This is a genomic window from Klebsiella sp. X1-16S-Nf21, assembly GCF_002837615.1.
Taxonomy (GTDB): domain Bacteria; phylum Pseudomonadota; class Gammaproteobacteria; order Enterobacterales; family Enterobacteriaceae; genus Klebsiella; species Klebsiella variicola.
Map to the genome: position 1 here is coordinate 18,490 of NZ_PJDK01000036.1, position 17,850 is coordinate 36,339.

The window sequence follows — 17,850 nt, forward strand, 5'->3', positions numbered from 1 at the left end:
TGAGATGAAAACATCATGTATCGTCAATGTCATGTTATGGCTAAACCCGGTGGTGCGAAATGCAACATCGATTGTAAATATTGCTTCTATCATGAAAAGCAGTCGTTATATCCACAGCGTAAGCAGCACTGGAAAATGTCAGAAGAGACTCTGGAGGAGTATGTTAAGCAGCACATCGCGGCACAACACTCCCATCCGGTGACGTTCTCCTGGCAAGGCGGTGAGCCCTTGCTCTTAGGGCTTCCCTTTTTTAAGCGGGTTGTCGAACTCTGTCAGCGCTATGGTCAAGGGGTGAAGATAACGCACACGTTGCAGACCAACGGGATACTGCTTAACGAAGAGTGGGCAACCTTTCTCGCACAGCACCGTTTTATGGTTGGGCTCTCTGTTGATGGGCCCGAAACTCTCCACGATCGTTACCGCATCAGTCATTCGGGGAAAGGTAGCCATCGATTTGTGATGAAAGCATTATCGCTGCTGCATCGCTTCCAGGTCGATTTCAATACGCTGACGGTAGTGGGACACCATAATGTCGCCCACGCCGGTGAGGTCTATGAGTTTCTTAGGCATAGTGGTTCACGCTACATGCAATTCATTCCGCTGGTTGAACGAGTGAGTACAGAAGCAAACCCACGACTCAAATTGGTAACACCCGACGAACGGAAAGCGCGTCTGGCCCCATGGTCTGTACCTTCGAAGCAGTACGGCGAGTTTCTGAGTCAGGTATTTGACATCTGGATCCGCCGGGATATTGGCCAGATTGCGGTGCAAATGTTTGATGTCGCCATTGCGGCCTGGACTCGACAACCAGCCGTACTATGCGTTCATGCGGAGACCTGTGGACATGCTTTTGCATTAGAGGCGAATGGCGATCTGTACAATTGCGATCACTATGTCTATCCGCAACATCTTCTTGGTAATATCCATCATGATAGTATTGATGCAATCAATAACAGTGAAGCCGCCATGGCGTTTGGTCTGGCCAAAAAGTTAACCCTCACCGATGACTGCAAAGTCTGTCAGTTTCGCTTTGCCTGTCAGGGGGGCTGTCCAAAACATCGCTTTAGCCGGTCGTCATCAGGCACGGCAGGGCATAATTATCTGTGCGCGGGTTATCAGCATTTTTTCAAGCATATTCAGCCCGTTATGAACCTGTGGGCTGCGTTGCTGGCTCGAGGCTGTCCCCCTGCGGCTCTGATACAGTATTTGCGCAAGCAGCATCGATTCTCACTTCGTCGAGCGCGGTAAAGAATTGCTGCAATAGTCGAGAGCGAGTTTCCTTGCGGTGGAACATCACCATTGGAATGGTGAGCGTTTCTATCAACGGTATATAGGCTATCCCGGGCATTGAAATCAAACGGGCTGAGGCCGGTGCCACGGTCATTCCGTAACCAGAGGCAATGAGCAGTAGCGCCGAGTCGTACTGCTCTACCTCAATGACTCGCTGAGGTTTCACATCGAGTGAAACCAGTCGTGCCAGTAACTCATCGGCAAGGCTCGGTCTTTTTTGGTTGGTATAAATGATGAATCGTCCCCCGTTAAACGTGGCCAGTGAAACAGCGCAACCGCGTTTGGCCCGGGGATGTGTTTGTGGTAATACGGCGATAAGCTGTTCCTGATACAGCGTGATTTGTTCTATATCATCAGCAACCACATTGATTCGGCCTATACCAATATCAATATGCCCAGCACGTAGCGCTTCCACCTGCTGTATACTGTTCATCTCTACTACCTGAACTTCTACTTCAGGACACAACTGTATGAAACGTCTGACAACGGACGCTAAATGGGCGTGAAAATTGGCTGAGACAAAACCAATTTTGATTACGTTGACTTCCGGATGAAACATGCGCTGCGCGTAGCCTTGCATCTGTTCTGTGCGCTGCAAAATCTCTTTTGCTTGCTGATAAATAAGCGCCCCCGCTACGGTTGTCTTTAATGGCCGGGAACGCCTGTCGATGAGTTCCCCACCCATTTCATTCTCCAGCTCCTGGATCCGCTGGCTTAATGGTGGTTGCGATATACAAAGATGAGCGGCGGCTCTGGAAAATGAGCCTAATTCCACCACGGTGACAAAATACTTTAAACGCCTTAGATCCATCGAGCCCTCCTGGTTGTAAGAAAATGATACAACTCTATATCAAGCTGATATTCTGAAGACCATAATGATATTTCAATAGCGGACTTTTTTAAAACATACTTTGAAGCTCGTTTAATATCAGTATAAATATACGGAAGAGTATTTCAATATGAAAAATAAAATTGCATTAGAGGAACATTTCGCTACTGAGGATACTTTAGAAGACTCCTATGACTCTATCTATCCAGAGAAATGGCATGAAATTAAATATCATATTCAGGCGGTCGGCGAGCAACGTCTACGTCAAATGGATACCGCGGGTATTGAGTTGGCAATAGTGTCATTAAATGCACCTGCTATTCAGCGCATCCACGATCCTGTTCGTGCTATAGAGGTCGCGCATAGAGCCAATGATGCGCTGGCGGAACAGATCGAAAAACATCGCGATCGCTTTCGTGGATTCGCCGCTTTGCCAATGCAAGACCCGGATGCTGCTACGGAAGAAATGACCCGATGTTTTGTGGATTTGGGGTTCGTAGGTGCACTGGTCAACGGTTTTTCTCAACATGAAAGTGAGGATACCGCTCTTTATCTCGACGATGGTCGTTATGATGCATTCTGGGAGGTGTTTGCCGCCTTCCAGCGCCCTTTTTATCTCCACCCACGTAATCCGCTCCCGTCCCGAGCGCAGGTCTACCAGGGGCATCCCTGGCTACTGGGGTCTGCCTGGGCGTTTGGCGTTGAAACAGCCACTCATGCGTTGCGCCTGATGGGTTCAGGATTGTTTGACCGTCATCCCGATCTCCAGCTCGTTCTGGGTCACCTTGGCGAAGGTTTACCTGCCCTTATCTGGCGAATTGATCATCGGGTTGAGAATGAGCCTCGAGGGTATCCGTGCAGCCATTCTTTCCAGCACTACTTTAGCCATAATTTTCACGTAACCACCTCTGGAAATTTCCGCAGCTCCGCTCTGCAAGTTGCTCTTCAGGAACTTGGCATTGAACGCATAATGTTCTCTACGGATTTTCCCTTTGAAGAGATGCAATGGGCATCAGACTGGTTTGATACGCTACCGCTCAGTGAAAATGATAAATTGAAAATATCTCGTCACAATGCGCTGAATTTATTTAATCTTCCTCACTAATTAAAAGCCTATGAGGTCTGCGTCAGACCTCATTTTAAGTGCGTCTGTTAACAATTTATTGAATTAATATGTCATACCATGAGATTCACGCGACTTAGGTTTAAAGGATGAACGATGTCAATGATTCGACTGACCGGAGTATTTTTACTTCCCGGGTTATTATTGGGCTGTGGCGATCTGGATCAAATTGACATTCATCCGGAACTGAGGACGACGTTGATTGAACGCCCGCGCCTGGAGGTCGAACAGTGTTTGGGTAAGGCTGCGAAAGTGCATCAGTTGCATTTAGTCCACAGCGGGATTCTTCCCGACAATACCGATAAATTGTTGCTCCAGGGAATTCAGCAAAAGAATATTGCTGAAGTTGAGATCAGTGCGAGGGGAAACGATGTAACAGCAGTTGATTTTTATTACCTGCCACACAGCGTAAACCGTTTTGATGACATTGAAGCAATACTTGCGGCATGCAAAAGGTAACGGCAATCGAATTAATTATGAAACTACTCATCCACTCTATCCTGCTCTCCGCACTTTGTCTCTACGCCACTCAGGTCATGGCCTTTCAGAGCACATCACCAGAGCTGCCTTTTTCTACTGAACAGCCAATACGTTCGGAGCAACAGATCCAGCAATATGTCTACTCAGAACAACATGAGCCGTTACAGACAACACCGCTGGGAAACTGTCACGCCAGCCCAGTTCCGGGTTGTAACTATCCCTCTGAAGCAGAGAAGGAATAAAGCGATCATCGTCCGGACGGCTAACCGGCGGTGCTCTTACTGTAACGTCTTCATAGTAATTGGGTGAGTCGTCGGCGGCATATCGTATTTTCCATGTGTGATACCTGTGCCGTTACGCTCAGCCAGCAGAGGGCGGAAATTGATGGCCGTTTTGCTAGTTTCTGCCTCAACCAACGTCTTCCCTTGTATCTCACTGTTGGTCGTGTTTTGCGTATCTCAGCGGGCTGGCCTGGCGCCAGCCCGCTCGGTTTACAGCACCTTGCTGAGGAACGCGGCGGTGCGTGGGTTGCTCGGCGCGCTAAAGATCTGCCCCGGCTTGCCCTCTTCCTGAATCACGCCCTGGTCGATGAAGATCACCCTGTCGGCTACTTCGCGGGCAAAGCCCATTTCGTGAGTCACGATCACCATGGTCATCCCCTCGCTGGCGAGGTTTTTCATCACCTCCAGCACGTCGCCCACCAGCTCCGGATCCAGCGCCGAAGTGGGCTCATCGAACAGCATAATCGACGGCTTCATCGCCAGCGCACGGGCGATGGCTACCCGCTGCTGCTGGCCGCCGGACAGGCTCGAGGGCCAGGCGTCGCGCTTATCGCTTAAGCCCACCTTCGCCAGCAAGGCGTCCGCCAGGTCGACCGCCTGCTGGCGCGGCATATTGCGCAGATTCATCGGCGCCATAATCAGGTTTTCCAGCACCGTCATATGCGGGAACAGGTTAAAGCGCTGGAACACCATGCCGACGCTTTCGCGCATCTTGTTGAGGTCGGTGGTCCGGTCGTGGGCGGCAAAGCCGTTAACCACCACCTCGCCTTCGCTGACCGTTTCCAGGGCGTTCATGCAGCGCAGGAAGGTACTTTTTCCCGAGCCGGACGGGCCGATGATGCACACCACTTCCTGCGGTTTAATATCGCAGCTAATGCCGCGCAGCACGTGGCTGTCGCCGAAGCGCTTATGTAAGTTATTAATGTGAATCACTTTTGCCAAACCTCTTTTCCAGACGGTTAACCAGCTGCGCCAGCAGGAAGGTGATCACCCAGTAGACCAGGGAGATGGTCAGGTAGGGTTCCCAGTAGGTGGCGTAGGCGCCGGAGACGGTGCGCGCGGCGTAGGCCAGATCGGCCAGGCCAATCGCCGAAGCCAGCGACGAGTCTTTGACAATGGCGATGGCGTTGTTGCCCAGCGGCGGCAGAATGCGGCGAAACGCCTGCGGCAGGATCACCTTGCGCATGGTTTTCCACCACGGCATGCCCAGCGCGCGGGAGGCCTCCATCTGCCCTTTGTCGATCGACTGGATGCCGGCGCGGAAAATCTCCGACACATAGGCTCCGGCGTTAAGGGTGATCGCCACGATGCAGGAGAGGAACGCCCCGTAGCTGGCGCGCAGCTCGCGGGCAAAGTCAGCGCTCATCAGGCCGCTGGTCACCAGCAGGCCGTCGCGCGGGTTGATAAACAGCGGCACCAGCGCAAAGTGCACCACCATAATCTGCACGAACAGCGGCGTACCGCGGAAGGCGCTAACGTAAAAACGCACCGGAAACTGCACCAGGTAGCGGAGAATATATTTCCACGGCCCGTGCTCGGCCTTCGCCATCCGCCCGAGACCGAGAGTTAACCCCCACAGCGTCCCGAGGATCACGCAGATAATGGTACATTTAATCGTCATCAGGGCGCCGTCCACAAACAGCGGGCCGTACTCCTCGATGATCTCCCAACGGAATCCCGTCATAGTCCTTCCCTAAAAAATACGGCTATCGCCTGGGCGATAGCCGTGGTCACTGAAAATGGTGGATTATTGCGCTGGCAGCGTCGGCACGTTGTCGTCGAACCAGGTTTTATAGATTTTGGCGTAAGTCCCGTCAGCAACAATCTTTTGCAGCCCGGCGTTGATCTTGCCCAGCAGTTCGCTGTTGCCTTTCGCCACCGCAATACCGAAATACTGACGCTCAAATTTGGCATCCGGCACCAGCTTGAACTGCTTCTCCGGGTGCTGTTTGATGTAGTACTTCACCACCCCGACGTCGCCAACCGCGGCGCTGACGCCGTCCTCAAACAGCTCCTGGAGCATCAGCGGGGTATTATCGAAACGCTTGATCGCGGTGCTGTTTTTGCCCAGCACCTCAGAAACCACGATATCGCCGGTGCTGGAGTTCACCACCCCGACCTTCTCGTTTTTCAGGGCCGCCAGCGAATCAACCTGCGAGTCCTGGGCGACGACGATAGACTGCTCGGCCGGGAAGTACGGCGCGGAGAAATCGACCATCTGTTTGCGTTTATCGGTGATGGTGATCCCGGAGATGATGATGTCGCGGTCGCCGGTGTTCAGCGTGGCGAAGATGCCTTCCCATGGGGTATTGACCAGCTTGACGTCAAAGCCTTCGGCTTTAGCGATGGCTTTGATGATGTCGATGTCGAAACCTTCCAGCTGTTTCTGGCTGTTTTCAAATTCAAACGGCCGGTAGGTGCCGCCGGAACCGACGGTATAGGTTTCCGCAGCCGCCTGTCCGGCTGCCGTCAGCGCGGCCATCATGAAACACGCCTTGAGCAAATTCTTGACCATGAGATTTCCTTTTTATGCATTTATTTTGCATAAAAATACACACACTGACTTTTATATGCAACCGGAAACCTTCCCGCTGGTGAATTATCTCTTCAACTGCCCCGTTTACCGCCGGATTTACCGATGGCCCGGTGCAGGTCGTTGATTCGTTTCAGGGATTTCACCGTTTTTTGTGGCGTGGTGGAGGCCACCGACAGGACAATCATCTCCAGACAGACCAGCACCGTGCCGTGCAGCGGCATCCGGCTGCTGTCGCCGCCGCGCGGGACGTCGATCACTACCTGCGCCTCCTGGCTGAAGCGCGAGTCCACCGCCTGAGTCAGCAGGATCGTCGGGATACCCAGCCGCTTCGCCTCGCGCAGGGTGGTCATCCCTTCGCGATGGGGGGATTTTTGCCCCATCATGATCAGCACATCGCCGCGCTGCAGGCCGATAAGCTGCTCGGCGAGGCTGAAGCCCGTGCGGTTCATCACATACGCCGGCAAGCCAATGCGGCTGAACAGCCGGGCGGTGTACTCGGCGAGGATCCCCGAGGCGCCGATGCCGAAGATCCCTACCTGGCGCGCGTCGCTGAGCAATGCCACCGCCTGGGCCACCGCCGCGCGGTTGTCGGCGCGCGACAGGACCTCGCAGACCCGCTGATGGCCTTCAAGCACAAAATCAATACTGGAGTTGACGTCGCTGGAGAGCGCCGTGACCGTCGAGCGCATTTTTTCCGCCGAGGTAACCGAGGTGCCGAACCAGCGCTCCATGGTCTGCTTAAGCTCGCGCAGCCCGGCGAAGCCCAGCGCCTGGATGGCGCGCACCACCGTGGCGTCGGAGGTCTGGGTCGCCGTGGCGATCTCCATCGCCGTATGCTCCAGCACCACCTCGCGGTTGTCGTTGATATAGCTGACCACGGCCCGCAGCCGGGGGGAAAGCTGGTGCGCCCGGGCGCGATAGCGTTCGCCGAACAGATCGACTTTGCCCTTCTCTTTTTTTACCGCGCTTTTCATTTGGCCTCCGCCGGGATGGGCCTGCCGGCAATATGCGACTGCACCTGGGCCACCATCAGAGACAGCGCGGCGTAGGAGTTAGAGATCACCTCTTCCCGCGGCAGCAAAATATAGTGCCCGGTGCGGCAGGCACGCAAAAAGTCACACCAGCCGGGCATCACACCTTCCATCGCCTGCAGCTCATCTTGCGGCTTACCGCCGGTATCCGACCGCCAGGTGGCGAAGACAAAATCGGCATCCAGCTCCGGCAACTGTTCAGCGCTGACGTCAATGCGCTGACCGTCGGGGATCCGCTCAATCAGCGGCGGAAAGCGGAACCCGGCGTCGCGCAGCACCCGGCCCAGCGCATGATACGAATGGTGCACCGTGACCTTGCCGTTGTTCGCCTGGATCACGGAGACGCTGTACTGCGGTGGGTTGACCATCGCTTTAAGCTGTTTGATTTGTTCCTGATAGCGGCGCTCAAGGATCGCCAGCCGCGGCTGGGTGCCGGTCAGCTGCGCCAGCTTGCGGTAAATCTCCGGGGCGCTACCCTGCAGATGGTCGATGCTCACCGTCGGGGCAATCTTCTCCAGTTGCTCCACTGACACATGGCGGCTGGGCTCGGTGATAATCAGATCCGGCTTTGCGGCGGCTACCGCTTCCAGATCGATATCGGCGGTACCAATAAAGCGGATATCGCTGTTGTCGAAATCGACACCGGTGAGCTGGGCGCTGGCGCGCAGATAGTGGCTGCCGTCCGGGCGCGTCCGGCCGTGGCTGGCGATCGGCGGCACCCCGAGCTCAATCAACGGAATGGTAATATCGAGATCGTGCATCGAAACAATGCGCTGCGGATGCAGCGGGACGGTGACCGTGCGGCCTAAATCATCGGTGAAAGTTTGAGTTTGTGGGGCGGCGGCGCTGACGGCCCCCGTCAGCAACAGCAGCAATGAGACGAACCAACGCATACTACCTTCCTGGTTAAAGGGCATCACGGCGACGCCAGAGCAAGACAACAAAGAATGGGCAGCCCACCAGGGCAATGACAATCCCCGCCGGGATCTGCAGCGGGGCAAACGCCAGCCGGCCAAGGGTATCGGTTACCAGCACCAGCAAGGCGCCAATCAGCGCGCTGCCGCACAGCAGCGATACCTGGCCGCCGCGCAGCACAAAACGCGCCATATGCGGCGCCATCAGGCCCACAAAGCCCAGGCTGCCGACGCAGGAGACGCTGGCCGAGGTCAGCAGCACCGGCGCGAAAAAGCGCAGCATCGTCAGCTGCTGCAGACGTACGCCGAGGCCGATGGCGGTCCGGTCGCCCAGCAGCGCCACGTCCGCCGCCCGGGCGGTACAGAACAGGATGATGGCCCCGGGCAGCGCCCAGCAAAAGGCCACCGCCAGCAGCGGCCAGGTCGCGGCCTGCAGGCTGCCCGCCAGCCAGATCATCGCCGTCTGCACGTCGCGAACGTCGGCGGTGGTCATAAAGATGCCGACCGCTGCCGCCAGAGTCCAGGAGACGCCGATGCCAATTAAAATAAAGCGCGGCCGCGAACAGTCGCGCGCCAGCGTCAGGACCAGCAAGGCCACCGCCACGCCGCCGACCATTCCCGCCAGCGGCCGCCAGACCAGGCCTACCGCCGGGAAAAACAGCACCAGCGCCAGCACCACGATGCTGGCCCCCTCTTTGACGCCAATCAGCCCCGGGTCGGCCAGCCCGTTACGGGTGATGCTCTGCATCGCCGCGCCGGCCAGCCCCAGCATGGCCCCGCACAGCAGCGCCATCAGGATCCGCGGCAGGCGGATATCAAACAGAATAAAGCGCGGCTGCTCGCCCATATCCTGCGGCGCCAGCAGGGCCCGCGCCAGCGTCGACGCGGGCAACGGAAAGCTGCCGCGGCTGAGGCTGTACAGCCCGAGCGCCAGCAGCATCAGCATCATGATGGCGGCAATGTTGAGCGCCGCCGGGCGCAGCAGCAGCTGGCGGGAGGCGATAACCAGCGGCCGAAAACCGGCCCGGTGAACGGCGCGCGTCATTTAAAAAACCTCGCGGCGATAAAGATAAACAGCGGCGCGCCCACCAGGGCGGTCATCGCCCCGGTCGCCAGCTCCTGCGGCGCGACCAGCGTCCGGGCGGCGATGTCCGCCAGCACCAGCACCAGCGCCCCCACCGGCGCCGCCAGGGGCAGCGCCAGACGGATATCTTCCGTCACCAGACGGCGCACCACGTGCGGCACCACCAGCCCGACAAAACCGATCGGCCCGGCCACCGCCACCGCCGCACCGCACAGCAGCGCAATCGCCAGCAGACCCAGCAGCCTCGTCTGGACGAGATTAACGCCAAGGCCCAGCGCCACCTTATCCCCCAGCGCCAGCACATTAAGCCGTGGGGCAATGAGCAGCGCGACGCCAAGGCCGATCAGCGCCGGAACCAGCGCCGTCTGCAGCGTGCTCCAGTTCAGTCCGGCCAGGTCGCCGGCCAGCCAGGTACGCATCGCCAGCAGCGTCTGTTCATCGAGGATCAATATCGCCGCCGTCACCGCCGACGCAAACGCTGACAGCGCCACTCCGCACAACGTGATGCGCAGCGGCGTCGCCCCGCCACGCCCGGCAGAGGCCAGCGCCATCACGCCGCCGAACAACAGCGCTGCGCCGCAGGCGGCGGTCAGCGGGCGCCCGGCGGGGAAAGCGCCGAGAGACAGGCCCAGCGCCGAGGTCGCCACCACCGCCAGCGAGGCGCCGGCGTTAAGGCCGAGAATATGCGGCTCGCCAAGTGGGTTACGGATCACCGTCTGCAGCAGCAGCCCGGCGACGCCGAGCGCCGCGCCGGTCAGCAGCGCTGCCGCCAGCCGCACCAGGCGCAGATCGACGATGATTCGCTGGTCGAAGTTGCGCGGATTGTACTCCAGCAGCGCCTGCAGCACCGTCTGTGGGGCGATCCAGCGGGCGCCTAAGCCAAGATGCACCAGCGAGGCGGCGATAAGCAGTAGCGTTAGCAGCAAGAGCGCCAGTCGGGGGCGGGCATGACGCCGCGCGGCGTACAGAACGGCGGCGCTCATGCGTCAACGGCCTGGCGGGCGCGAAACGGCATAAAGAACGGTTTGCCGGTTTGCGGGTTAATCGACATCTGCACGTCAACGTCAAACACGCGTTTAATCAGCTCAGGGCTACAGACGTCGTTGTCGCTAATCGTGCCGGCGATGCGCCCCTGTTTGAGGAATACCAGCAGATCGGCATAGTTCACGGCAAAGTTGAGGTCATGGAGCACCGTCACCACCGTGCGGCCATGTTCGCGGGTGAGAGTCTGGAGCAGCTCGAGGATATCGACCTGATAGCGCAGATCGAGCCAGGTGGTCGGCTCATCGAGCAGAATGGTGGCCGTTTGCTGGGCCAGCGCCATGGCGATCCAGCAGCGCTGACGCTGGCCGCCGGAGAGGCTGTCCACCGGCAGATGGGCGAATTCGGCGGTACCGGTTAAGCGCAGCGCCTCCTCCACCGCCAGCTCATCGGCCTCGGACCACTGGCGCATCAGCCCTTGCCATGGGTAGCGCCCGCGCGAGACCAGCTCGAAAACCGTTAACCCTTCCGGGGTCACCGGCGATTGCGGGAGGATGCCCAGCTGGCGCGAGACGGCTTTCGTCGGCATCTGGTGAATGGCTTGCCCGTCCAGACGCACGCAGCCGCCGAGCGGTTTCAGCATTCTGGCGATGGTCGAGAGCAGCGTGGATTTACCGGAGCCGTTCGCCCCGGCCAGCACCGTCATTTTGCCGGTGGGAATGGTCAGGTTGATATCGTCAACGATCAGGGTCTGGCCGTATCCGGCCGACAGGGCATCCAGTACGATCCCCTGCTCTGCAGGTTTCACCCGCTGTGGCATAACTCGCTCCTGCGCCGCAGCGTTCCAGGCCATCGCTGAACAGTCTGCAGTCAAACAAAAATAAATCTCATTCTCTTTTGATCATGACGGGGATAGATGTAGTAGTCAATACTCGCCATTGTCATCCATCCGTCGCGAGCACTACAGCGAGGCTGCGCAACAGTAAAACCAATAAAATCATTTAATATCAATAAAATAACAACACACCACCTCATTGAAAAGACGTGATAACCCCGCCATTTCCCACCGCCAATTTTTTATCTTACATAACATTTACTACTACATCCCTTCATGATTGAATGATTCTCAATTACACATCTGAAGGCGCGTTCAGACGCTAAACAGAGTGCTTTTATTATTCAGGGCAATGATTTTATTGGCTTAATCTGACCGCAAAGGCAGATTCGTTCACGAGAAACAGATAATGACTCAACCCCATGTCGCCTGCAGAGCGTTGCAAGGGCGCGCGCTTTTTTCGCTTCTTTTTTTAGCCTCACCGGGATTAATGGCCGCCGACAATAGCGCGGCGAAAAGTAATAACGACGCGGAAGAGACCATCACCGTGGTGGCCGACGGCGCGCAGCAGAGCGCCACCAGCGGCTATCAGCCACTCAGCTCCGCCACCGCGACGCTGACCTCGATGCCGCTGCTGGATATTCCGCAGGTGGTTAATACCGTCAGCGATCGGGTTCTCGAAGATCAGCACGCCACCTCACTCGATGAGGCGCTGTATAACGTCGCTAACGTGGTGCAGACCAACACCCTCGGCGGTACCCAGGACGCCTTTACCCGCCGCGGCTTCGGCGCCAACCGCGACGGCTCGATCATGACCAACGGTCTGCGCACCGTGCTGCCACGCAGTTTTAACGCCGCCACCGAACGGGTGGAAGTCCTGAAGGGGCCAGCTTCGACGCTGTACGGTATCCTCGACCCCGGCGGGCTGATCAACGTCATCACCAAACGGCCGGAGCGGCAGTTCTCTGGTTCGGTTTCCGCGACGTCCACCAGCTTTGGCGGCGGTACCGGCAGCTTCGACGTCACCGGCCCCATCGAAGGCACGAATCTGGCGTACCGGCTGATTGGGGAATACCAGAATGAGGATTACTGGCGCAATTTTGGTAAAAACAAAAGCAGCTTTATCGCCCCTTCCCTGACCTGGTTTGGCGAGCGGGCGACGGTGACCGCGTCCTATTCGCACCGCGACTACAGCGCGCCTTTTGACCGCGGCACTATTTTCGATCTGAACACCGGCCATGCGGTGAACGTCGATCGCAAAACCCGCTTCGATGAAGCGTTTAATATTACCGATGGTTATTCCGATCTCGCTCAGCTCAACGCCGAGTATCGCCTTAACGACGCCTGGACCGCACGCTTCGACTACAGCTACAGCCAGGATAATTACAACGATAACCAGGCGCGGGTGATGGCCTATGATTCGGCGACCGGCAACCTCACCCGCCGGGTCGACGGTACCCACGGTTCAACGCAGAAGATGCATTCCACCCGCGCCGACCTGCAGGGCAACGTGGTGGTGGGCGGCTTTTATAACGAACTGCTGACCGGCGTCGCCTATGAGAATTACGATCTGTTGCGCACCGATATGCTGCGCTGCAAGAACGTGAAAGGCTTTAACATCTATCATCCGGTCTACGGCACCCTCGACACCTGTAATACCGTCTCCGCCTCCGACAGCGATCAGCGTATCCAGCAGGAGAGCTATGCCGCATACGTGCAGGACGCGCTGTACCTGACTGACAACTGGATCGCGGTCGCTGGCGTGCGCTACCAGTACTACACCCAGTACGCCGGTAAAGGCCGACCGTTTAACGTCAATACCGACAGCCGCGATGAGAAATGGACGCCGAAAGCCGGCCTGGTCTACAAGGTGACGCCGAACGTCTCCCTGTTCGCCAACGTCGCCCAATCGTTTATGCCACAGTCATCGATCGCCAGCTATATCGGCGAACTGCCGCCGGAAGAGTCCACCTCTTACGAAGTGGGCGCCAAATTCGACCTGTTAAACGGCATTACCGCCAATATCGCGCTGTTTGATATTCATAAGCGTAACGTGCTGTACACCGAGAGCATTGGTGATGAGACGGTGGCCAAAACGGCGGGCAAGGTGCGTTCCCAGGGCGTGGAAGTGGATCTGGCGGGGTCCATCACCGATAACCTCAGCGTGATCGCTAGCTACGGCTACACCGACGCCAAAGTGCTGGAAGATCCGGATTACGCCGGGAAACCGCTGCCAAACGTACCGAAACATACCGGTTCGCTGTTCCTGACCTATGACATTCATAACGTCTATAACAGCAACACCCTGACCGTCGGCGGCGGCGGCCATGCGGTCAGCAAGCGCTCCGGCACCAACGGCGCGGATTATTATCTGCAGGGCTATGCGGTGGCGGATGTGTTCGCCGCCTATAAGATGAAGCTGCAGTATCCGGTGACGCTGCAGGTGAATGTGAAGAACCTGTTTGATAAGACCTATTACACTTCCTCGATCGTCACCAATAACCTCGGCAACCAGATTGGCGACCCGCGCGAAGTGCAGTTCACGGTGAAGATGGATTTTTAAGCCGGACCATGGCGTCGCGCCGGATGTTCATTGCCGGGCGGCGCTGCGCTTGCACCGGCCTACAACTGCATAGCCTGCGGTCCTTCCCCTTCCTGTCGAGTTCGTAGGCCCGGTAAGGCGCAGCCGCCACCGGGCAATGCGTTCAGCTTACCAGTCCTCCTCCTGGCCGAGGATGCGCAATATATCCTGACGATGCTGCAGCAGCTGCGGGTTATCGCGATGACGGGGAAAATCCAGCGGCAGCGCGAACTCGGCGATAATCCGCCCTGGACGCGGCGACATCACTAGCACCCGCTCGCACAGCAGCAGCGCCTCTTCGATATCGTGGGTCACCAGCAGGCTGGTATACCCCTGCTGCTGCCAGAGGGCGATCAGCTCCCGCTGCATGCTGATGCGAGTCAGGGAATCCAGCTTACCCAACGGCTCGTCGAGCAGCAGCAGGCGCGGTTCGTTCAATAAGGCGCGCGCCAGCGCCGCACGCTGCGCCATCCCCCCGGACAGCTGCCGCGGCCACGCCTCGCTGAAGGCCTGCAGCCCGATGCGGTCAATCAGCGCGTCGGCCTTCGCCTCCAGCCCCTTTTTGCCCTGCGCCTGCGGGCCCAGCAGCACGTTCTGCCGTACCGTCAGCCATGGGTAGAGCGTCGGATCCTGAAACACAAGGATCCGCTCCGGCCCCGGGGCGCCGGGCGCCGCACCGTCGATCTGCATCTGTCCGCTCTGCGGCGCTTCCAGCCCCGCCAGCAGCCGCAGCAGGGTTGATTTACCGCAGCCGGAAGGGCCCAGCAGCGCCACGCTTTCCCCCGGGCGCAGCTGCAGACTGATATTCTCCAGCACCGGTACCGTCTGTTTGCCAAGTGTAAACGCATGATGAAGATGGCTGATGGATACCGCCGCGCCGCGCGCTATCGCCGGCGAATCTGGCGTCGCTGTTACCATTGCATTCCTCCTCGCTGCCAGCTCAGCAGCCGGTCACGCAGCATAAATAATCCGCTTATCAGGCCGGAGCATAACAACGCCATTACCAGCAGCGCGGCGTACATATTCGGATAGGCCGCCCAGCCCTGGGCCCACTGGAGGTAAAAGCCGATCCCTGACTTCACCCCGACCATTTCGGCGACAATCAGCACCGAAAACGACGCGCCGAGCCCCATAAACAGGCCGACAAAGACGTTCGGCAGCGCGGCGGGGATCGCCACCCGCAGGATCAGGAAACGCTGGCTGGCGCCGAGGGTCCGCGCCACGTCGTACCACGCCTTATCAATGCCCATCACTCCGGACCAGGTCAGCACCGTGACCGGGAACCAGGTGCTCAGCGCGATCAAAAACACGCTGGCCCCGAAGCTCGAGGGAAAAATAAACAGGCACAGCGGCAGCAGCGCGGTGGACGGCACCGGGCCCAGCAGACGTAACACCGGATGAACCCAGTAGCCAATCCGTTGCGACCAGCCGAGGGCCAGACCGGTGATGAACCCGCTGCTGGTGCCCAGCAGCACGCCGAGCCCCAGCAGCCCCAGCGAGTGCAGCAGGCTGTCGAGCAGGCGCGGCCAGTCGTCGTGCAGCACCTCGATCAGCGCCTGCGGCGGCGCGAAAAACGGCACCGGTAGCACGGCGCTCTTGGCGGTCAGCCCTTCCCAGACAGCAAACAGCACCGGCAACAGCGCCAGCCACTTGCCGGCATGCCGCACACGCGCGCCGCGCGCTCGCCAGTAGCGATAGCTCAGCGCCAGCAGCAGTAATCCACCGCCGAGGGTGAATTGCGCCAGCGCCCACCCTTCGCTAAACGGCCAGCGCCGCCCGGCATCGGGCCAGGCCAGGGTAAACAGACCGCCCAGCAGCCACAGCGCGGCGGCCAGCAGCCCTTCTCCCCACAGCGGCGCGCGGCCGGTGGAGCGCGCCAGAGCCTGCTCAGGCGAATACGTTGGCATAGATACTCTCCGCGAACTGATGGGGATCGGTACCCGGCTTGATCACCTGCACCCGCTGCAGGTCGACCGCGTACTGCGTCAGCTCTTTCACGAATGCTTCGCCCACCGCATGATGGCCGTGGCCCTGCCCGTGCAGGATGCCGCTCACCTCCGCTTCACTGGTGTTCAGGGCATGGGCGAGGAAGGATTGCGCCACGCTTTCCGGATGCGCAGCGGCATAGCTGTGCGCCTCAAGGATCGCCTGGGTGAGCGCGGCGGCGGCCGGTTTATGGTCCCGCGCCAGGCTCCCGCTCACCCCCAGCACGCAGCAGCTGAGGTTGGCATAATCCCCGGTCATATTGCTGGCGATCAGCTGATACTTGCCGGTCTCCAGCAGACGATAGCTGAATGGCTCGCTGCCGCTGATGGCGGCGATTTCGCGCTTGTCCAGCGCCACGCTGAGCAGATCCGCCGGGTAGACTTTCCACTGCACGTCGCTGATCGGGTCGATACCGTGGCGCTTAAGCAGAATGGCGAAGAAGTTTTTATCCGGCCCGGCCATGTCGGTGACGCCGATGGTTTGTCCCTTCAGGCTCTCGAGGCCGCCGAACGGCGAGTCTTTGGCCGTCAGCAGGTTCAGACAGCCGCCGTGGGTTCCGGCGGTGAGCTTGACGTCAAAGCCCTGCTCCAGCGCCTTCAGCCAGCGCAGCGCCATCCCCACCCCGGCGTCGGCCTTACCGGTGGCGATCGCCTCCAGCAGCACATCGGTGGAGTTGCCGAAGTTAACAAACTCAACGTCGAGGTTATATTTACTGAAAATCTTCTGCTGCTCGGCGACGGCGACTGGCGCGAGGCATACCGCGCTTTTATTGATCGCCAGCTTGATCTTGTAGGGCTCTGGCAGGCGCAGCGCCGGATGGGCATCGCCGCTGGCCATGTCCGCCATATCGTGAGCCCACAGCGGCAGAGAGACCCCGGCCAGCGCCAGGCCGCCGCTGAGCTGTAAAAAACGGCGGCGGGAAAAAGTGTTTCTGGTCATGGTGTCACCTCGGCGGCGGGCACGCTAAAGCTGGGGTCAAAGGTCGGCTTCACGTCCAGCCGGGTGCGGATCAGGCCGTTGGCGAGATAAAAGTCCGCCGTTGCCTGCTGCTGGGTCACCGTTTCCTCTGCCAGCGGCTGCCACTGCGACTGGCGGTTGGCAAACTGCGCGCGGGCGATCTCCGCCGGGAAGCGGATGATCTCCCCCAGCGTTTTGCCGTAGCTGTCGAGATTGGCGTAGGCCCAGCGCTCAGCGCCGGCCAGGCGCTGGAGATAATCCTGCAGCGCGGCGCGTTTTTGCGGATCGTTAAGCGCGGAATCCGTTGCCGCGAGGAAGGTATTCCCCGGCAGCAGCCCTTTGCCGCTCACCAGAATCTGCCCCTCGTTGGTCTTCACCATTTGGGTGGTGTAGGGCTCCCAGGTCGCCCAGGCGTCTACCGAACCGTTAAGCAGCGCCACTTTGGCGTCCACCGGGCCGAGGAACACCCACTGCACCTCCTTCGGTGAAATCCCCGCCTGCTCCAGCGCTTTCAGCGCCACGAAATGACCAATCGACCCTTTACCGGTGGCGATGCGTTTGCCTTTTAAATCGGCGCCGCTTTTTAACGTGCTGCCGGGGGAAACCAGCACCGCGGTCCCCGCCGGGTTGCTTTTATCCACGGCAATGGCCTTGACCGGCGCACCGTTGGCCAGGGCAAAGAGCAACGGCGCATCGCCGATGATCCCCGCGTCCACGGCGCCCGCGTTGAGGGCTTCCGCCAGCGGCGCGGCGGCCGGGAACTCGGCCCACTTAATGTCGTAAGGGAGATTTTGCAGGGCGTTGGCCGCCTCCAGCTGCGAACGCATGCCGCCTTTTTGATCGGCGATACGCAGGGTGATCCGCTCCTGCGCTGTCGCGTAGCCGCCCAGCGCCAGCAGCATCAGCGCTGCCGCCACCCGGCCTGAAAATGATAGACGCATC

The 17,850-nt window shown here is 58.9% G+C and carries 17 protein-coding genes and 1 pseudogene; 5 read left to right on the top strand and 13 right to left on the bottom strand.

Translation table 11 applies throughout. The annotated features are described in order from the left end of the window. The first annotated feature begins 15 nt into the window (after positions 1-15). Positions 16-1,248: an anaerobic sulfatase maturase gene (locus CW267_RS16940; RefSeq protein WP_023322811.1), complete on the top strand. Its 1,233-nt coding sequence runs from the start codon at positions 16-18 to the stop codon at positions 1,246-1,248. Here the strand turns inward: CW267_RS16940 and CW267_RS16945 are convergent. After that, entirely contained in the window at positions 1,145-2,101 is a 957-nt protein-coding gene (locus tag CW267_RS16945; protein WP_023322812.1) for a LysR family transcriptional regulator, read from the bottom strand. The two genes, CW267_RS16940 and CW267_RS16945, sit on opposite strands and share 104 nt — an antisense overlap. A 148-nt stretch (positions 2,102-2,249) precedes the next feature. Between CW267_RS16945 and CW267_RS16950 the strand changes: the two genes are divergently transcribed. The 3 genes from CW267_RS16950 (at position 2,250) to CW267_RS30110 (ending at position 3,964) form a co-directional block, all read left to right on the top strand. Next, on the top strand, positions 2,250-3,224 hold the full coding sequence (locus CW267_RS16950) for an amidohydrolase family protein (protein ID WP_039103779.1): 975 nt from the start codon (positions 2,250-2,252) through the stop codon (positions 3,222-3,224). Positions 3,225-3,338: 114 nt separating this feature from the next. Beyond that, the gene (locus CW267_RS16955) at positions 3,339-3,701 is read left to right on the top strand and encodes a hypothetical protein (RefSeq protein WP_032735853.1); all 363 of its coding nucleotides are present in this window, start codon (positions 3,339-3,341) and stop codon (positions 3,699-3,701) included. A 17-nt stretch (positions 3,702-3,718) separates the two neighbouring features. Continuing rightward, on the top strand, positions 3,719-3,964 hold the full coding sequence (locus CW267_RS30110; protein ID WP_128205811.1) for a hypothetical protein: 246 nt from the start codon (positions 3,719-3,721) through the stop codon (positions 3,962-3,964). 249 nt (positions 3,965-4,213) lie between these two features. Here the strand turns inward: CW267_RS30110 and CW267_RS16960 are convergent, their stop codons facing one another. From CW267_RS16960 to CW267_RS16995, 8 genes and pseudogenes are all read right to left on the bottom strand, one after another. Next, on the bottom strand, positions 4,214-4,936 hold the full coding sequence (locus CW267_RS16960) for an amino acid ABC transporter ATP-binding protein (protein ID WP_012967953.1): 723 nt from the start codon (positions 4,934-4,936) through the stop codon (positions 4,214-4,216). Next, positions 4,923-5,687 (bottom strand): amino acid ABC transporter permease, encoded by a 765-nt coding sequence (locus CW267_RS16965; protein ID WP_004151161.1) that lies wholly within the window; start codon positions 5,685-5,687, stop codon positions 4,923-4,925. The genes CW267_RS16960 and CW267_RS16965 overlap by 14 nt, the downstream gene beginning before the upstream one ends. Positions 5,688-5,750: 63 nt before the next feature. Further along, a complete protein-coding gene (locus tag CW267_RS16970; protein ID WP_008804504.1) occupies positions 5,751-6,518 on the bottom strand; it encodes a basic amino acid ABC transporter substrate-binding protein in 768 nt (255 codons plus the stop codon). A 92-nt stretch (positions 6,519-6,610) separates the two neighbouring features. Further along, a pseudogene (locus tag CW267_RS16975) lies at positions 6,611-7,544 on the bottom strand (MurR/RpiR family transcriptional regulator). Next, positions 7,510-8,487, bottom strand: a complete 978-nt coding sequence (locus tag CW267_RS16980) for an iron-siderophore ABC transporter substrate-binding protein (RefSeq protein ID WP_074456603.1) — start codon at positions 8,485-8,487, stop codon at positions 7,510-7,512. The pseudogene CW267_RS16975 and the gene CW267_RS16980 overlap by 35 nt, the downstream one beginning before the upstream one ends. Beyond that, positions 8,477-9,529, bottom strand: coding sequence for a FecCD family ABC transporter permease (locus tag CW267_RS16985; protein WP_008804502.1), 1,053 nt, complete (start codon positions 9,527-9,529; stop codon positions 8,477-8,479). Before CW267_RS16985 ends, CW267_RS16980 begins: the two co-directional genes overlap by 11 nt. Then, entirely contained in the window at positions 9,526-10,551 is a 1,026-nt protein-coding gene (locus CW267_RS16990) for a FecCD family ABC transporter permease (RefSeq protein ID WP_023297799.1), read from the bottom strand. The genes CW267_RS16985 and CW267_RS16990 overlap by 4 nt, the downstream gene beginning before the upstream one ends. Further along, positions 10,548-11,369, bottom strand: coding sequence for an ABC transporter ATP-binding protein (locus CW267_RS16995; RefSeq protein WP_023297800.1), 822 nt, complete (start codon positions 11,367-11,369; stop codon positions 10,548-10,550). The genes CW267_RS16990 and CW267_RS16995 overlap by 4 nt, the downstream gene beginning before the upstream one ends. A 505-nt stretch (positions 11,370-11,874) precedes the next feature. On the opposite strand from CW267_RS16995, the gene CW267_RS17000 reads away from it, so the two are divergent. Next, positions 11,875-13,947 (top strand): TonB-dependent siderophore receptor, encoded by a 2,073-nt coding sequence (locus CW267_RS17000; RefSeq protein WP_101148642.1) that lies wholly within the window; start codon positions 11,875-11,877, stop codon positions 13,945-13,947. 147 nt (positions 13,948-14,094) lie between these two features. Here CW267_RS17000 and CW267_RS17005 read toward each other — a convergent pair whose 3' ends face one another. The 4 genes from CW267_RS17005 to CW267_RS17020 are packed head-to-tail and all read right to left on the bottom strand — an operon-like array spanning position 14,095 to position 17,849. After that, positions 14,095-14,883, bottom strand: a complete 789-nt coding sequence (locus CW267_RS17005) for an ABC transporter ATP-binding protein (RefSeq protein WP_012541422.1) — start codon at positions 14,881-14,883, stop codon at positions 14,095-14,097. Next, positions 14,877-15,872 carry an ABC transporter permease gene (locus CW267_RS17010; protein WP_100780937.1) on the bottom strand — a complete coding sequence of 332 codons (996 nt, stop codon included), beginning with the start codon at positions 15,870-15,872 and terminating at the stop codon, positions 14,877-14,879. Before CW267_RS17010 ends, CW267_RS17005 begins: the two co-directional genes overlap by 7 nt. Continuing rightward, complete coding sequence (locus tag CW267_RS17015; RefSeq protein ID WP_032733194.1) at positions 15,853-16,890, bottom strand: ABC transporter substrate-binding protein; 1,038 nt, start codon at positions 16,888-16,890, stop codon at positions 15,853-15,855. Before CW267_RS17015 ends, CW267_RS17010 begins: the two co-directional genes overlap by 20 nt. After that, positions 16,887-17,849 carry an ABC transporter substrate-binding protein gene (locus tag CW267_RS17020; protein ID WP_008804495.1) on the bottom strand — a complete coding sequence of 321 codons (963 nt, stop codon included), beginning with the start codon at positions 17,847-17,849 and terminating at the stop codon, positions 16,887-16,889. Before CW267_RS17020 ends, CW267_RS17015 begins: the two co-directional genes overlap by 4 nt. Position 17,850 lies beyond the last annotated feature (1 nt).